This window comes from Sphingomonas sp. UYEF23, assembly GCF_040546165.1.
Classification (GTDB): domain Bacteria; phylum Pseudomonadota; class Alphaproteobacteria; order Sphingomonadales; family Sphingomonadaceae; genus Sphingomonas; species Sphingomonas glacialis.
Map to the genome: position 1 here is coordinate 122,562 of NZ_JBEPNG010000003.1, position 15,523 is coordinate 138,084.

Annotated in this window: 18 protein-coding genes; 8 read left to right on the forward strand and 10 right to left on the reverse strand. The window is 66.8% G+C overall.

Going from position 1 to position 15,523, the window contains the following annotated elements:
• Positions 1-66 precede the first annotated feature (66 nt).
• Positions 67-744, forward strand: coding sequence for a response regulator (locus ABIB28_RS06690; protein WP_354287300.1), 678 nt, complete (start codon positions 67-69; stop codon positions 742-744).
• Positions 744-2,054 carry a sensor histidine kinase gene (locus ABIB28_RS06695; RefSeq protein WP_354287302.1) on the forward strand — a complete coding sequence of 437 codons (1,311 nt, stop codon included), beginning with the start codon at positions 744-746 and terminating at the stop codon, positions 2,052-2,054. Before ABIB28_RS06690 ends, ABIB28_RS06695 begins: the two co-directional genes overlap by 1 nt.
• Positions 2,055-2,077: 23 nt before the next feature.
• Here ABIB28_RS06695 and ABIB28_RS06700 read toward each other — a convergent pair whose 3' ends face one another.
• The 10 genes from ABIB28_RS06700 to coxB form a co-directional block, all read right to left on the reverse strand.
• A complete protein-coding gene (locus tag ABIB28_RS06700; RefSeq protein ID WP_189676347.1) occupies positions 2,078-2,944 on the reverse strand; it encodes an RsmD family RNA methyltransferase in 867 nt (288 codons plus the stop codon).
• Positions 2,944-4,344 carry a threonine synthase gene (gene thrC, locus ABIB28_RS06705; protein ID WP_354287304.1) on the reverse strand — a complete coding sequence of 467 codons (1,401 nt, stop codon included), beginning with the start codon at positions 4,342-4,344 and terminating at the stop codon, positions 2,944-2,946. The genes ABIB28_RS06700 and thrC overlap by 1 nt, the downstream gene beginning before the upstream one ends.
• A gap of 11 nt (positions 4,345-4,355) precedes the next feature.
• Positions 4,356-4,991 carry an SURF1 family protein gene (locus ABIB28_RS06710; RefSeq protein ID WP_354287306.1) on the reverse strand — a complete coding sequence of 212 codons (636 nt, stop codon included), beginning with the start codon at positions 4,989-4,991 and terminating at the stop codon, positions 4,356-4,358.
• Complete coding sequence (locus tag ABIB28_RS06715; protein WP_189676350.1) at positions 4,988-5,383, reverse strand: DUF983 domain-containing protein; 396 nt, start codon at positions 5,381-5,383, stop codon at positions 4,988-4,990. The genes ABIB28_RS06710 and ABIB28_RS06715 overlap by 4 nt, the downstream gene beginning before the upstream one ends.
• Before the next feature lie 4 nt (positions 5,384-5,387).
• Positions 5,388-6,245: a cytochrome c oxidase subunit 3 gene (locus tag ABIB28_RS06720; protein ID WP_354287309.1), complete on the reverse strand. Its 858-nt coding sequence runs from the start codon at positions 6,243-6,245 to the stop codon at positions 5,388-5,390.
• A 46-nt stretch (positions 6,246-6,291) separates the two neighbouring features.
• Complete coding sequence (locus tag ABIB28_RS06725; RefSeq protein WP_189676351.1) at positions 6,292-6,831, reverse strand: cytochrome c oxidase assembly protein; 540 nt, start codon at positions 6,829-6,831, stop codon at positions 6,292-6,294.
• Positions 6,831-6,992 carry a cytochrome c oxidase system small membrane protein gene (locus ABIB28_RS06730; protein WP_165954550.1) on the reverse strand — a complete coding sequence of 54 codons (162 nt, stop codon included), beginning with the start codon at positions 6,990-6,992 and terminating at the stop codon, positions 6,831-6,833. Before ABIB28_RS06730 ends, ABIB28_RS06725 begins: the two co-directional genes overlap by 1 nt.
• The gene (locus ABIB28_RS06735; protein WP_354287312.1) at positions 6,989-7,897 is read right to left on the reverse strand and encodes a heme o synthase; all 909 of its coding nucleotides are present in this window, start codon (positions 7,895-7,897) and stop codon (positions 6,989-6,991) included. Before ABIB28_RS06735 ends, ABIB28_RS06730 begins: the two co-directional genes overlap by 4 nt.
• A gap of 165 nt (positions 7,898-8,062) precedes the next feature.
• The gene (gene ctaD / locus ABIB28_RS06740; protein ID WP_354287314.1) at positions 8,063-9,727 is read right to left on the reverse strand and encodes a cytochrome c oxidase subunit I; all 1,665 of its coding nucleotides are present in this window, start codon (positions 9,725-9,727) and stop codon (positions 8,063-8,065) included.
• 3 nt (positions 9,728-9,730) lie between these two features.
• Positions 9,731-10,888: a cytochrome c oxidase subunit II gene (gene coxB, locus ABIB28_RS06745; RefSeq protein WP_354287316.1), complete on the reverse strand. Its 1,158-nt coding sequence runs from the start codon at positions 10,886-10,888 to the stop codon at positions 9,731-9,733.
• Positions 10,889-11,075: 187 nt separating this feature from the next.
• On the opposite strand from coxB, the gene pyrE reads away from it, so the two are divergent.
• The 6 genes from pyrE (at position 11,076) to maiA (ending at position 15,508) form a co-directional block, all read left to right on the forward strand.
• Entirely contained in the window at positions 11,076-11,657 is a 582-nt protein-coding gene (gene pyrE / locus ABIB28_RS06750) for an orotate phosphoribosyltransferase (RefSeq protein WP_133191487.1), read from the forward strand.
• Positions 11,654-12,382: a pyridoxine 5'-phosphate synthase gene (locus ABIB28_RS06755; protein WP_133191486.1), complete on the forward strand. Its 729-nt coding sequence runs from the start codon at positions 11,654-11,656 to the stop codon at positions 12,380-12,382. Before pyrE ends, ABIB28_RS06755 begins: the two co-directional genes overlap by 4 nt.
• A gap of 124 nt (positions 12,383-12,506) precedes the next feature.
• Positions 12,507-12,920 (forward strand): holo-ACP synthase, encoded by a 414-nt coding sequence (acpS, locus tag ABIB28_RS06760; RefSeq protein WP_354287318.1) that lies wholly within the window; start codon positions 12,507-12,509, stop codon positions 12,918-12,920.
• Entirely contained in the window at positions 12,913-13,815 is a 903-nt protein-coding gene (lepB, locus tag ABIB28_RS06765; protein ID WP_354287320.1) for a signal peptidase I, read from the forward strand. The genes acpS and lepB overlap by 8 nt, the downstream gene beginning before the upstream one ends.
• A complete protein-coding gene (locus ABIB28_RS06770; protein ID WP_133191483.1) occupies positions 13,812-14,876 on the forward strand; it encodes an AI-2E family transporter in 1,065 nt (354 codons plus the stop codon). Before lepB ends, ABIB28_RS06770 begins: the two co-directional genes overlap by 4 nt.
• On the forward strand, positions 14,873-15,508 hold the full coding sequence (gene maiA, locus ABIB28_RS06775) for a maleylacetoacetate isomerase (protein ID WP_354287323.1): 636 nt from the start codon (positions 14,873-14,875) through the stop codon (positions 15,506-15,508). The genes ABIB28_RS06770 and maiA overlap by 4 nt, the downstream gene beginning before the upstream one ends.
• Positions 15,509-15,523 lie beyond the last annotated feature (15 nt).

Sequence of the window (15,523 nt, forward strand, 5' to 3'; positions counted from 1 at the left end):
GTCAGCCCTAGGCGCGCTCGCTTACAGTCGGCTTACAGATGCCGCAGTGCACACAGAAAAGGTCCGATGCGCGTACTATTGGTCGATGATGAGCCCGCGGTCGCGACGGCGCTGGCGGATGCGCTGGTCCGGCGCGGCGTCGCGATCGACCATGCGTCGACGATCGAAGCCGCCGAAGCCTATCTCGAAGCAAGCGACTATGCCGCGCTGCTGCTCGATCTCGGCCTGCCCGATGGCGACGGGATGGGCCTTCTCATACGAATGCGCGCGCGCGGCGATACGCGTCCCGTCCTCGTGCTGACCGCACGCGGGGCGATCGACGCGCGGATTCTCGGGCTCAACGCCGGCGCCGACGAATATATGGTCAAGCCGTTCGACCTCGACGAACTCCATGCGCGGCTGCTCGCGATCCTGCGGCGGCGCGACGGGCATGTCGGACGCGCGCTGCAATGCGGCGCGCTCAGCTTCGCGGTCGAGACGCGCGTCGCCTCGGTCGGCGAGCGCGTGCTCGGCCTGTCGGCGCGCGAGACCGAATTGCTCGAGCTGCTGCTGCGCCGCGTCGGCAAGGTCGTCCCCAAGCGAATCGCCGAGGATCATCTGTTCGGGCTCGACGGCGATCTCGGATCGAATGCGATCGAGGTCTATGTCCACCGCTTGCGCAAGCGGCTCGACGAGGCGGCGACGGGTGCGCGGATCGAGACGGTGCGCGGCGTCGGCTATATGCTGCTCGCCACGCCGGCATGATGCGCGCGCCGCGCTCGCTGCTCGGGCAATTCGTCGTGCTGCACATCGCGGTCGCGCTGATCGCGACGCTGGTGTTGCTGTGGAGCGCGACCACGCTGCTCCACCAGACCGCCGATCGTTTCCAGCGCAGCTTGCTCGTTCGGCAGGCACAGGTCGTCGCGGCGGCGCGCGCCGACGGCGCTGGCACGATCGCGGCCATCCCGCTGACCAACGGCATGGCGGTCGCCACCTTCGGCAGCGATCGGCGGATCGACCGCAGCAGCGGCCCCGCGCGGCGCGCGGTACTTGCCGCGGCACCGCTCGACAGTCGCGCGCATTTCTTCCGTCGGGGCGCGGCCGAGGGGTATAGCCTGCCGACGCGCGGCGGCTGGATCGTCGTGTCGCAGGACGATACCGACCCCGAGGTCATCACCGACGATATCGTGCGCACCTTCCTCAAGCGCTTCGCCTTGCTGACGCTGCCGATCGCCGCGCTGGTGCCGTTGATCGGCGTGCTGCTCGCGCGGCGGCTGACGCTGCGGATGCGCGCAGTGTCGGCGATCGCGGCGACGATCGGCCCACAGTCGTTCGACACGCGCTTGCCGCGCGGGGTGCTTCCCACCGAGGCCGAGCCGCTCGCCGAGGCGACCAATGCCGCGCTCGACCGGCTGGTCGCCGCGCTCCACATCCAGAGCGCGTTCGCCGCCGACGTCTCGCACGAGCTGCGCACCCCGCTCGCGGCGATCCGGCTGCGCGCCGACGCGGTCGCCGATGCGGGGGTGCGTGCCGATCTGATGGCGTCGGTCGATCGCGCGGCGCGCGTCATCGGTCAGTTGCTCGCGCTCGCCGAGCTCGAGCAACCGCATGCCGTCGAGGCCGAGGCGTTCGACTTAGTCGCGCTCGCCACGCAGGTGGTCGCCGATCGGGCACCGGGCATCGTTACCGCGGGCCGGTCGATCGCATTCGAGACTGCAACCGATGTCGCCCCGGTCCACGGCTACCCCGACGCGATCATCCTCGCGCTCGAGAATCTGGTCGACAATGCCGCGAAATACACGCCCGTCGGCACGGCGATCATCGTCCGGGCGGGCCCCGGCGCGCGGCTGAGTGTGACCGATGACGGCAACGGCGTACCAGCAGCGCAGCTTGCTCGTCTAAAGGACCGCCTGTGGCGCGGCGCCGATCGCGGCGTCGAAGGATCGGGCATCGGCCTGTCGCTGGTCGAGCGGATCGCACGCGCGCACGGCGGCACGCTGACGATCACGCCCGGCCCCGCGGGGCGCGGCCTGGTGTTTGAGATCGTGCTGCGCGACCGCGCCACGCCGCACTGACCAGCGTCAGAGCAACGGCGCCGTTACCGCGTCCAGCGTGCGAAGATCGCGGTCGGCAGCAACAGCCCGCGCGCTTCCTCGCGCACCGCCATCTCGCCGACTTCGACCGTCCCGCCGAGATCGGACAGCGCCTGGCGCACTACCTCGCCGATCGCCAATGCCGACATCCGCACGGCATAAACGGTGAGGACGAGGAACTTGCTGTCCTTGTCGAGCAAGCGGCGGCAATCGGCGATCAGGCCGGGCAGGCCTTCCTCGAGCTTCCACACTTCGCCATCGGGGCCGCGTCCGAACTTGGGCGGATCGAGGAAGATCCCGTCATAGCGTTTCTCGCGCCGCACTTCGCGCGCGGCGAACTTTGCGGCGTCGTCGACCATCCAGCGGATCGGGCGATCCGACATGTCCGACAGGAAGGCGTTGGCCTTGCCGGCATCGACCGATTTCTTCGAGGCATCGACATGCGTCATCGCCGCCCCCTTGGCGGCGAGCGCGAGCGTCCCGACCCCAGTATAGCCGAACAGGTTGAGCACTTGATCGCCCTCGGCGACCTTGCCGCGCATCCATTCCCATTGCGGCGCCATGTCGGGGAAGAAGGCGAGATGGCGAAACGGCGTGTTCTGCGCGGTGAACAGCACTTCGTTCCAGCGGACATGCCAACCGCCGCGCGGCACGTCGCGCGAGAGATGCCAGCGTCCGCCGCCATCCTCGTCCGACGCACCTATGAAGTCGCCATCGGCTTCCCAGCTGTCCGACGCGGGCGCCCACATCGCCTGCGGCTCGGGCCGGATAAAGCGGAAGCGGCCGTAGCGCTCGAGCTTACGGCCGTGGCCGGAGTCGACGAGGCCGTAATCCTGCCAGGGTTCGGCGATGAGCGTGAGCAAAGGGCCCATTACCGTGCGCTCGCCCGCTCGGCGATATACGCCGTCACCGCCTCGAACGTGCCCGGCAGCGAGGCATAGCGTTCCTCGCGCTCGAACAGATCGCCCATCCGTGCCGGCAGGACCGGGCGCTGCCCGGTCGCCCGCTCGACCGCGTCGCGGAACTTGGCGGGGTGCGCGGTCGCGAGCGTGACGATCGGCACGTCGGCGGGCAGATCGGCACGGCGCGCGGACGCAAGGCCGATCGCGGTGTGCGGGTCGATCACTTGGCCGCTCGCCTCGCACGCCCAGCGCATCGCCAGCGCCATGTCGTCGAGATCGATCCGGTCGCTTGCAAACAGTGCGGCCGCGCCTTCGCGCTGCGCGTTGGTCAGGCGCATCGCCTTCGACGTCTCGAACCCGCGCATCTGATCGGCGAGTGCATGACCGTCGCGCCCGCCGAGATCGAACAACAACCGCTCGAAATTGCTCGAAACCTGGATGTCCATCGACGGGCTCGGCGTCGGCACGACGGTGCCTTGCGAATAATCGCCCGCGCTCAGCGCACGGTGGAGGATGTCGTTGACGTTGGTCGCGACGATCAGCTTGGCGACCGGCAGCCCCATCTTGGCGGCAACGTATCCCGCAAACACGTCGCCGAAATTGCCCGTCGGCACCGAGAACGCGACCGCGCGCTCGGGCGCGCCGAGCCGGACGGCGGCATAGAAATAATAGACGATCTGCGCCATCAGGCGCGCCCAGTTGATCGAATTGACCGCCGACAGCGCGAACTTGCCCGAGAAAGCGGGGTCGTTGAACATCGCTTTCACCAGCGCTTGCGCGTCGTCGAAACTCGCATCCTCCAGCGCGATGTTGTGGATGTTGGGCGCGATCACCGTCGTCATCTGACGGCGCTGAACGTCCGACACGCGGCCCTTGGGGTGGAGCATGAAGACATCGACCCCGGCGCGCCCCGCAAGCGCGTCGATCGCCGCCGATCCCGTATCGCCCGAGGTCGCGCCGACCACGGTGACCTGCTGCGTCGATCCGGTTAGGAAGCGTTCGAACAGCAGGCCCAACAGCTGCAGCGCAACGTCCTTGAAGGCGAGCGTCGGGCCGTGGAAGAGCTCGAGCAGCCAATTGCGTTGGTCGAGTTGCGCGAGCGGGACCACCGCGGCGTGCGCGAAGCGGCCATAGGCCTGGGTGCACAGCGTGCGCAGATCGGCTTCGCTCAGCGTGCCCTCGACGAAGGGCAGCATCACCGCGACCGCGGTTTCGACATAGGACAGCCCCTGCATCCCCGCGATCTGCTCGGCCGAGAAGCTCGGCCAGCTTTCGGGCAGATAGAGTCCGCCATCCTTGGCAAGGCCCGCGAGCGTTACGTCGCGAAAGTCGAGGGTCGGCGCGGAGCCGCGCGTGCTGATATAGCGCATGGCGGTAGCGGTTAGCGGGGTGGAGCCGACTCGGCAACCGTTCGCCGCCGCAAGGCCACGGCATAGATAATTGCGGCAAGGCTCGCGAACACGAACCATTGTACCGCATAGGCGAGGTGATTGTTGGGCACCGCGTCGAGATCGGGGCCGGGATTGGGGTCGAGCCCAGCCGCCGGCGGATCGGCGACGAGCATCAGCGTCTTGGGCGCGCCTTCCCCGACCATCCCGGCGATCAGCGCCGCATGATCGGGCGCGTAGGTCAGATATCCGGTGATGGGCCCGCCCTTCCAGACGGGCTTGGCGTGCGGATCGGTGCCGAATCCGAGCTGGACCGTGAAGCCCGGTCCTTCGGCACCCGTGCGACACCTTGCGATCTGGCGCCAGCCGGTGCCGCCGCGCGCGTTGCGGCCACCTTCGATCGCGAAGCTGATCGGCTGCAGGCACAGCGCGCTCGCCCGGCGGAAAAGGAGCTTTGCGTCGGTCGGGTCGCGCGGGAATGCCATCGGCGGCAACGTCACGTTGCGCGCATAGCGGGCGAGCAGCGCCGCCTTCTCGCTGCGGCGCTCGAGCTGCCAGATGCCGAGCCCGATCATCGCGACGATCGCGATGCCGACGATCAGTGTCGGGATCAGCGGGACACGTTTCACGGCAGTGTCTCGGTCGGCGCGATCCGCCCTTCGTGCGCGGCGGTGCGATATTCGGAGCCGAGCAACGCGGCTTTCGCGATCCGCAGCGATCCGACCACACTGACGACGGTGATCGGCAGCCAGATCAGCATCTGCAGCCAGATCGGCGGGCCGTATGCCAGCTGGATCGTGATCGCGAGCCCCACGACGATCGCGCCGAGCACCAGCGTCAGGATCGCCGCTGGCCCGTCACCGACGTTGAAGGTGGTGAAATCGAGCCCGCAGACTTTGCAGCGATCGCCGAAGTCGAGCACGCCCTTGAACAGCCCGGGCGCGCCGCAGCGCGGGCACAGGCCCTTCAGCGCTGCGGCAACGGGCGTCGGCGCCACGGCCTTCGCCCGCTGCTCGGTCACAGGCTCACCCTGCGTGGACCGGTGCGCCCCAGCCACCCCAGACATAGATCGAGACGAACAGGAACAGCCACACGACGTCGACGAAGTGCCAGTACCAGGCCGCCGCTTCGAAGCCGAAATGCTGCTTGGGGGTGAAATCGCCGCGATAGACGCGGATCTGGCAGACGATCAGGAAGACCGTGCCGATCATCACGTGGAAGCCGTGGAAGCCAGTCGCCATGAAGAACGACGCACCATAATTGAGCCCCTTGAAGGGGAACGGCGCGTCGGCATATTCGTACGCCTGGATGCAGCTGAAGATCAGCCCGAGCACGATCGTGAACCACAGCCCCTTCTTGAGCCCGTCGCGGTCGCCGTGGATCAGCGCATGGTGTGCCCAGGTGATCGTCGTGCCGCTGGTCAGCAGGATCAGCGTGTTGAGCAGCGGGAAGCGGAAGGCATTGATGACCTCGAGCCCCTTTGGCGGCCATGTGCCCGCCGTGTCGGTGACGACACTGACGGTCTTGGCGACCGAATCGTACGCGATGTGCGCGGGGAAGAGCGAGAAGTCGAAGAACGCCCAGAACCAGCCGACAAAGAACATCACCTCGGAGGCGATGAACAGGATCATGCCGTAGCGCAGGTGGAGCTGGACGACCGGGGTATGGTCGCCGGCATGCGCCTCGACGATGACCTGGCGCCACCAGCCGTACATCACCGCGAGCACGCCCGCCAAACCGGCGTAGAACACCAGACCACCGCCAGCGGACGAATGCATCCACATGATCCCGCCAGCTGCCATCACGAGCGCAGCCATCGATCCGGCGAACGGCCAAATGCTCGGTGGTAGAATATGGTAATCGTGGTTCTTCGCACCGGCCATGGGTTTTCCCTCTGCTCTGGTCTCTATCTCGTCCCGTGACCCTGCTCTAGCCTTTGGCCTTCGCGGAATCCACCGGGTAAAACGTGTAGCTCAACGTGATCGTCTGGACGTCGCTTGCGTCGGGATCCTGCAGGATCTTGGGGTCGACGAAGAAGATCACCGGCATCCTTGCGGTCTCGCCGGGCTTCAAGGTCTGCTGTGTGAAGCAGAAGCACTGGATCTTGGTGAAATATTTGCCCGCCTGCGACGGCGTCACGTTGAACGTCGCGGTGCCCGTGATCGGCTTGTCCGACGTGTTGGTCGCTGTGAAGAACGCCATGTCGCGCGCGCCGATATCGACCGTCTCGGACGGGTTCTCAGGCGCGAACTTCCACGGCATGTGCGGCGCGACATTGGTGTCGAAATCGATGCGGATCTGCTGGTTGACCGCACCCGGCGCGCGCAGCGCGCGCTGCGTCGTGCCGTTGAGCCCCGTCGCCTGGCAGAACATCCGGTAGAGCGGGATGCTCGCCCAGCCGAGCCCGGTCATGAAGCAAATGCCCAGAACGGCGAAGAGCGCGGTACGAAGCTTGCCGTCGAGCACCATCAGTGCGGCATCCCCGCCTTGATCTTGGCGATGGTGATCGCGAACACCAGGACAACGAACGCGCCGAGGATCACGCCCAGCACCGCGGCGCGCGTGCGCTGGCGCTTGCGGACGAGGTCGGCGTGCGGGATCGACAGGTCGGGGCGCGGGTCGGGGTTCATGTCGTCAGCCGATCGATTGCGAGGGTCGCGAAGATCGCGAGGATATAGCCGATCGAATAGACGAACAGGAAGCGTTCAGCCTTCATCTCGGCCGGCGTCGCCGCACGCTGTACGACGACCCAGGCGGTGAGCCCGACAAAGATCGCCGACGTCACCGCCGCGATGACCCCGTAGGTCGCGCCAGCCAGGCCGAGCAGCCAGGGCGACACGGCCGCGGCGGCCATCAGCACGGCGTAGAACAGCATCTGCCAGCGCGTCGTGCGCGCGCTCGCCACGACGGGGAGCATCGGCACGCCGCCCTTGGCGTAATCGTCGCGGATCAGCAGCGCGAGCGCCCAGCTGTGCGGCGGAGTCCACAGGAAGATGATCGCGAACATCAGCAGCGGGAGCGTCGAAACGCTGCCGGTCGCCGCGACCCAGCCGATCAGCGGCGGGAACGCACCCGCGGCACCGCCGATGACGATGTTCTGCGGCGTCCGGCGCTTGAGGCCGACGGTGTAGACGAGCACGTAGAACAGGATCGATGCGGCGAGCAGCGTCGCGGCGAGCAGCCCGATCGCCATCCCCATCAACAGCACCGAGAAGACCCCGAGCCCGACGCCGAACTGCAGCGCGGTCTCGCGCTCCATCTTGCCGGCAGGAAGCGGACGCTTGGCGGTGCGCTTCATCAGCGCGTCGATGTCGGACTCGTACCATTGGTTGAGCGCCCCCGCCGAGCCTGCGGCGAGCGCGATGCACAGGATCGCGGTGAAGCCGAGCACGAACGGAAGCTGCACCGGCGCCGCGAGCATTCCGCACAAAGCGGTGAACACCACCGACCGCATGACGCGCGGCTTGGTCAGTGCGAAGAAATCGCGCCAGTCGGCGGGGAGAGTCGCGGTGGGGGTAAGCGTGGTTACGGTCATTTCATTTCTACCCCCCTCCCGCGTGCGGGAGGGGCTGGGGGTGGGCTCACGCTCCAAAACGGGCGCTGAGTCGCGGGGTGAGCGCGCGCCCACCCCTACCCCTCTCGCAAGCGGGAGGGGAGAAAAAGATCGACCCTCGCCGCACGGGCGGCGAGGGTCGCAAGCTCAGTCGATCCGCGGCAGCGTCTCGAACTGGTGATATGGCGGCGGGCTCGACAGCGTCCATTCAAGCGTCGTGGCACCCTCGCCCCAGGGGCTGTCGCCAGCGGGCTTGCCCTTGGCGAGCGACCAGATGACGTTGACGAAGAACACCAGCATCGATGCCGCCATGATCTTGTAGCCCAGCGTCGCGACCCAGTTCCAATGCGCCAGCGCATCGGTGTAGTCGGGCACGCGGCGCTGCATGTTCTGCAAGCCGAGGAAGTGCATCGGGAAGAACAGCACGTTCACGCCGAGGAAGAACACGTAATAGTGAATCTGGCCGAGCGTCTCGTTGTACATCTTCCCCGACATTTTCGGGAACCAGTAGTAGAAGCCGCAGAACAGCGAGAACACCGCACCCAGCGACAGTACGTAGTGGAAATGCGCCACGACGTAGTAGCTGTCCTGCATGTAATCGTCGATGCCGCCATTGGCGAGCACGACGCCGGTGACGCCGCCGACGGTGAACATGAAGATGAACCCGATCGCCCACAGCATCGGCGTCTTGAACGACAGCGAGCCGCCCCACATCGTCGCGATCCACGAGAAGATCTTGATGCCGGTCGGCACCGCGATCACCATCGTCGCCGCGGTGAAGTACATCTTGGTGTTCACGCTCAAGCCCGTGGTGAACATGTGGTGCGCCCACACGACGAAGCCGACCACGCCGATCGCGACCATCGCGTACGCCATGCCGAGATAGCCGAAGACGGGCTTCTTCGAGAAGGTCGAGATCACCTGGCTGACGATGCCGAAGCCCGGCAGGATCATGATGTAGACTTCGGGGTGGCCGAAGAACCAGAACAGATGCTGGTACAGGATCGGATCGCCGCCGCCGGCCGGATCGAAGAAGGTCGTGCCGAAGTTGCGGTCGGTCAGCAGCATCGTGATGGCAGCAGCCAGCACCGGGAGCGCAAGCAGCAGCAGGAAGGCGGTAACGAGCACCGACCACACGAACAGCGGCATCTTGTGCAGCGTCATGCCCGGCGCGCGCATGTTGAAGATGGTGGTGATGAAGTTGATCGCGCCGAGGATCGACGAGGCGCCCGCGAGATGGAGCGACAGGATCGCCATGTCGGTCGACGGCCCCGGCTCGCCATAGGTCGAGAGTGGCGCGTACAGCGTCCAGCCGTTGCCAGCACCACCGAAGAAGGGCGAAGCGAGCAGCAGCGTGAACGAGGGGATCAGCAGCCAAAACGAGATGTTGTTCATCCGCGGGAAGGCCATGTCGGGCGCGCCGATCATGATCGGGACGAACCAGTTGCCGAAACCGCCGATCATCGCCGGCATCACCATGAAGAACACCATGATCAGGCCGTGCGCGGTGATCAGCACGTTCCACAGATGGAGCGAATGATCGAGCCCCTGCTCGCCACCGGGCAGGAAGCTTGCCCAATAGCCGAGATACTGGATGCCCGGCTCGGCGAGTTCGGCGCGCATCAGCCCCGAGATGGCGCCGCCGATGATCCCCGCGGCAATCGCGAAGATCAGGTACAGCGTCCCGATGTCCTTGTGGTTGGTCGACATGAACCAGCGCGCGAAGAACGACATCTGGTGATCGTCATGCGCGTGCGCATCCGAGTGTGGGTGCGCGTCGAACGCGTGTCCGGTGAGAGCGGAGTCGGTCATGGCTTATTGTCCAACTGTGCCGGCGCCGGCGGCATTGGCCGTCGCGCTCGTGTTTCTGACAGGTCCGGTGGCTGCGCCGTCGGCGACCGGCCCGGTGACGTTCGCGGTCACGTCGACCGCGGGCGTGGCGGTGGCGGGCTCGGCGGTGGCGGGCGCTGCTGCCGCACCCGGCATCGTGCCGCCCTTGGCCTTGACCCACTGCGCATAGACAGCGGGGGTCACCGCCTCGACCGTGATCGGCATATAGCCGTGGCGCGCGCCGCAGAGCTCGGAGCAGACGCCGAAATAGACGCCGGGCTTGTCGATCGTGAAGCTCGTCTCGTTGAGGCGGCCCGGAACGGCGTCGAGCTTGATCCAGAACGCCGGGATTTCCCAGCTGTGGATCACGTCGTTCGAAGTCGTGATCAGTCGGATCGGAACGCCGACCGGGAGCACGACGCGGTTGTCGGTTGCGAGCAGTCGCGGACCGTCGATCGCGGTCCGTGCGCGCTCGCCCTTGCCGGTCTCACCGGCTTCTTTAAGCATGTTCGAGGTGATCTCGAACCCGCCATTGTCTGGATATTGATACGACCAATACCATTGGTTGCCGATCGCCTTGAGCGTCACCGCGGTCTTCGGCGCGGGCTTGTACTGCGCCTGCAGCAGCCCGATCGAGGGGAGCGCGAGGCCGAGCAGGATCAGCACCGGGACACCGGTCCACAGCACTTCGAGGATCGTGTTGTGCGACGTCTTCGATGCGACCGGGTTGTTGGCGCGGCGATAGCGGATGACGACCCAGACGAGCAGCAGCAGCACGAAGATCGTGATGATCGTGATCGTCGGCACGAGCAGCCAATTGTGGAACCACAGCGCCTGCTTGCCGTTCGGCGTGACCTGCGGCTGGATCGTGATCAGCCCGTCGACCGGCTGGCCGACCTTGGGGTCGATCGCCATCGCGGGTGCGCCGTCGACCGCGAGCATCGGATCGTTCGAGACAGCGGGGGCAGCGACTGCGGCGGGGGCGGCTTGCACCGTGGCGGGCGACGCGGAGACCGGCGCGGCTTCGACGGGTTTGGCGACAGGCGCGATCGGGGCGGGTTGCGGCGCGGCGTCGGCCGCTCCGATGCTCGAGATCGCGAGGCTCGCCGCCAGCACGATCGATTTGATCCCGATCCTACGCATCGTCTGCTTCTACCCTCTGCAGCGCCGCTTTTACGGCATTATCAAGGCGGGGATACGCCTTTATCGCTTGGCGTATAGCAGGCTATGCCTTCGCCTCAACCCGCGCCGACGCCTTTTTTGGCACAATCGTTGCGCGACGCGGCGCGCGACCCTAATCAGGCGGCTCTTCCTGCAGGACGGACCACCAATGACCGACGCCGATGTTATTGCCGAATTCCGCGCCGCCGAGGCCTTGTTGGAGGGGCACTTCATCCTGTCGTCGGGGCTGCGCTCGCCACGCTATCTGCAATGCGCGCGCGTGCTGATGGACCCGGCGCGCGGCGCGCGGCTGGCCGAAGCGCTCGTCGCGCGCTTGCCAGCCGAACTGCGCGCGAGCATCGCCGCGGTGATCTCGCCTGCAATGGGCGGCGTGATCGCCGGGCATGAAATGGGCCGCGCGCTCGGCGTGCCGGCGATGTTCCTCGAACGGCCCGAGGGCGTGTTCGAACTTCGCCGCGGCTTCCGGATCGAACCCGGCACCAAGGTTTTGATGATGGAGGACGTCGTCACCACCGGACTGTCATCGCGCGAGGCGATCGCGGCGATCGCGCGCGCCGGCGGCGAGACGGTCGCGGCGGCGGCGCTGGTCGATCGCTCGAGCGGGACCGCCGATTTGGGCGTGCCGTTCTTCCCGCTGATCCGGCTCGACGTGCCGACCTATGCGGCGGACGCCTTGCCGCCCGAACTCGCGGCGATCCCCGCGATCAAGCCCGGGAGTCGCGCAGCATGAACCGCGAACTGCGCCTCGGCGTCAATATCGACCATGTCGCGACGGTGCGGAATGCACGCGGCGCGGGCTATCCCGATCCGGTGCGCGCCGCGCTGCTCGCCGCCGAGGCGGGTGCCGACGGGATCACCGCGCATCTGCGCGAGGATCGCCGGCACATCACCGACGACGATATCGCGCGGCTGTCCGAGCAATTGACGATCCCGCTCAACCTCGAAATGGCGGCGACCGAGGAAATGCTCGCGATCGCGCTGCGCCACACGCCGCATGCCGCCTGCATCGTCCCCGAAAAGCGCGAGGAAGTGACGACCGAAGGCGGGCTCGACGCCGCCGGGCGTTACGATCGGCTCGCGCCGCTGGTCGGGGCGTTGCGCGACGCCGGGATCCGCGTCTCGCTGTTCATCGAACCCGATGCGCGCCAGATCGATGCCGTGATCCGGCTCGGCGCGCCGGTGATCGAGCTTCATACCGGCCGCTATTGCGATCTCACGGGCGAAGCGCAGACCGCCGAGCTGCGCCGCCTGGCCGATGCGGCCGCGCTGGCGGCGAAGAACGGCATCGAGGTCCATGCCGGGCACGGGCTGACCTATGCCAATGTCGCGCCGATCGCGGCGATCCCGCAGGTGCGCGAGCTGAACATCGGGCATTTCCTGGTCGGCGAGGCGCTGTTCGTCGGGCTCGACCAGGCCGTCCGCCAGATGCGCGCGGCGATGGACGCGGCGCGGTGACAGGCGCGCGACCTGCTCCCCTCCCGCTTGCGGGAGGGGCTGGGGGAGGGCCGATTCCTACGAGCGCGGCGCTGAAGGCACGCCCCTCCCCTAACCCCTCCCGCAAGCGGGAGGGGAATCTGCGATGATCATCGGCATCGGTTCGGACCTCTGCAACATCGAGCGGATCCAGGCGTCGCTCGACCGCTTCGGCGCGCGCTTCGAAAATCGCGTGTTCACCCCGCTCGAACAAGCGAAAGCCGCCCGCCGCCCCTTCACCAAGGCCGGCACGCTCGCCAAGCGCTTCGCCGCCAAGGAAGCTTTTTCGAAAGCCGTCGGTACCGGATTCAAGGCTGGCGTGTTCATGCGCGATATCGGTGTCGTCAACGCCCCCTCGGGCGCGCCGACACTGGCGCTGACCGGCGGGGCAAAGGCGAGGCTTGACGCGATCACGCCCGACGGCCACGTCGCGATGCTCCATTTGACGATGACCGACGATCACCCCTGGGCGCAGGCCTTCGTGATCATCGAAGCGGTCATGAAGGACACGTATGAGTGAGGATGCGGCCCTGCGCACACAAGAGACGACCGAGCCCGTTCCGAACGAGCCGGCAACCCAGCCCAAAAAGGCGCGAACCGATTGGGCGGGCGAAGTGCGCGGCATCTTCTGGCTGATCCTTGCGGTGCTCGGCTTCCATACCTTCATCGCCAAGCCCTTCTATATTCCCTCGGAATCGATGCTGCCGGGGCTGCTCGTCGGCGATCAGCTGGTCGTCAGCAAGTTTCCGTACGGGTGGTCGTTCGTCTCGCCGACCTTCCATCTCCTGCCGTTCATCAAGGGCCGCTTGCTTGGCCATCTGCCCGAGCGCGGCGACGTCGTGATCGTCACGCCGCCGGGCACCGAGACCGATTACATCAAGCGGCTGATCGGCCTGCCCGGCGACCGCCTAGAAGTGCGCGACGGCACCGTGATTCTCAACGGCGTGCCCGTAAAGCGCGGCCCGCTGCATTATGTCGACATCCCCAATTACGGCGGTGTCCAGCTCCCCGCGCCCGAACGCGCGACCTGCGATCTCGGCGACGACGCGCTGCGCACCGCCCCCGATGGCAAGACCGTCTGCCACGTCCCCGTCATCACCGAGACGCTGCCCAACGGGCGGCACTACGACACCGTCGAGCTCGGGCCGTCGATCGGCGATAACTATAAGGAAGTCACGATCCCGGCGGGTCACGTCTTCCTGATGGGCGACAATCGCGATCGCAGCGCCGACAGTCGCTTCTCGCTGGCCGAACAGGGCCTGGGTGGTCCGGTGCCGTGGGAATATCTCGGCGGTCGCGCCGAGTTCATCACCTTTTCCAAGACAGGCTTGGGAAGCTGGAACCCGCTGACCTGGGGACAATCGTTCCGCGGTGGGCGCGCCGGCACCTCGCTGCATGCGGAGCGTTCCCAGTGAGCGAAGACACGGCCCAAGCCAAGATCGTGACCGAACCGGCCCCCAACGAACTGCGCGATCCCTTCGTCCGACAGGAGTTGAAGCGCGCGACCGTGTGGCTCGGGCTGGCGGGCGCGATCGCGCTCGTCGTGTTGCTGATTCAGCCATTGCTGATCATCTTCGGCGGCCTCGTTTTCGCCTCGATGCTTGACGGCGGGGTGCGCCTGCTCGGCCGCGTGCTGCCGATCGGCCGCGCCTATCGGCTCGCAATCGTCGTGGTGCTGACCGTGCTGTTCATCGCGATCGTCTTCTATCTGACCGGCGCCGGCATCACCCAGCAGTTCGAGCAATTGCGCGCGACGTTGATGACCCAGGCGACCAAGCTGATCACCTGGGCCTCGCAAAAGGGGATCATGCCGGGCAAGGCCGATCTCAACGGCATCATGCAGCAGGCGCTTGGGTCGTTCGGCAAGCTTACCTCGTATCTCGGCATTGCGTTCGGCGCGCTGGCGAGTCTCGTCATGGTGCTGGTGATCGGCCTGTTCATCGCGATGGAACCGCGGCTCTACGAAGGCGGGCTGCAGTGGATGGTGCCGAGCGACCAGCGCAAGCGCTTCTCGGGCACGATCGAGGAGATGGCCAAGACGATGCGCCGGCTGCTCGCCGGGCGCTTGTTCGGCATGGCGATCGAAGGCGTTATGACGGGGATCGCGCTCGCCATCGCGGGCGTGCCGATGGCCTTGGTGCTCGGCATCATCACCGGCATCCTCGCCTTCATTCCCAATATCGGCGCAATCACCAGCGGGATCATCATGATCTCGGTCGGCTTCAGTGCGGGGATGAATACGGGGCTGGCCGCGATCGGCATCTATATCTTCATCCAGGGGCTCGACGGCTATGTCATCATCCCAATGGTCGCCAAACGGACGGTCGATCTGCCGCCGGCGCTGACGCTGTCGATGCAGATCCTTGCCGGCACGCTGTTCGGCATCATCGGGCTGACGCTCGCCGACCCGATGACCGCGATGATCAAGGTCGCGCTCGAGCGGAGCTCGGAGGCGGAGGGGGACGCCGAGGCATGATCCTCTACGATTATTGGCGCTCCTCGGCGGCGTATCGCGTTCGGATCGCGCTCAACCTCAAGGGTATCGCGCATGAGCGTGTGGCGATCGACCTCACCCAGAGCGCGCAGCGCGCGCCCGATTACGTCGCGCGCAACCCGCAAGGTCTGGTGCCAGCGCTCGATACCGGCAGCGCGATCCTGACGCAGAGCCTCGCAATCATCGACTATCTCGACACCGCCTATCCGGCGCCGGCCGTATTGCCGACCGATCCGACCGCGCGCGCGCACGTGCTCGCGCAAGCGCTGGTGATCGCCGCCGACATCCATCCGATCGACAACCTGCGCGTGCTCAACCAACTGACCGCGCAGTTCGGCGCCGATCAAGCCGCGCGCGAGACGTGGTACCGGCACTGGATCATCGAGGGGCTGACCGCGCTCGAAGCGATGACTGCCGATCTGCCCGGCCCCTTCCTCGGGGGCGCGGCGCCCAATCTCGCCGACATCTGCCTGGTGCCGCAACTCTACAACGCGCGCCGATTCGCCGTCCCGCTCGATGCCTGGCCACGCCTGGTCGCGGCGGATGCGGCGGCCAGCGCGGTGCCGGCGATCGCCGCCGCGCATCCTGACCGGGTCAAGCCGACCGCGGCCTGATCCCGACGGCGCGGC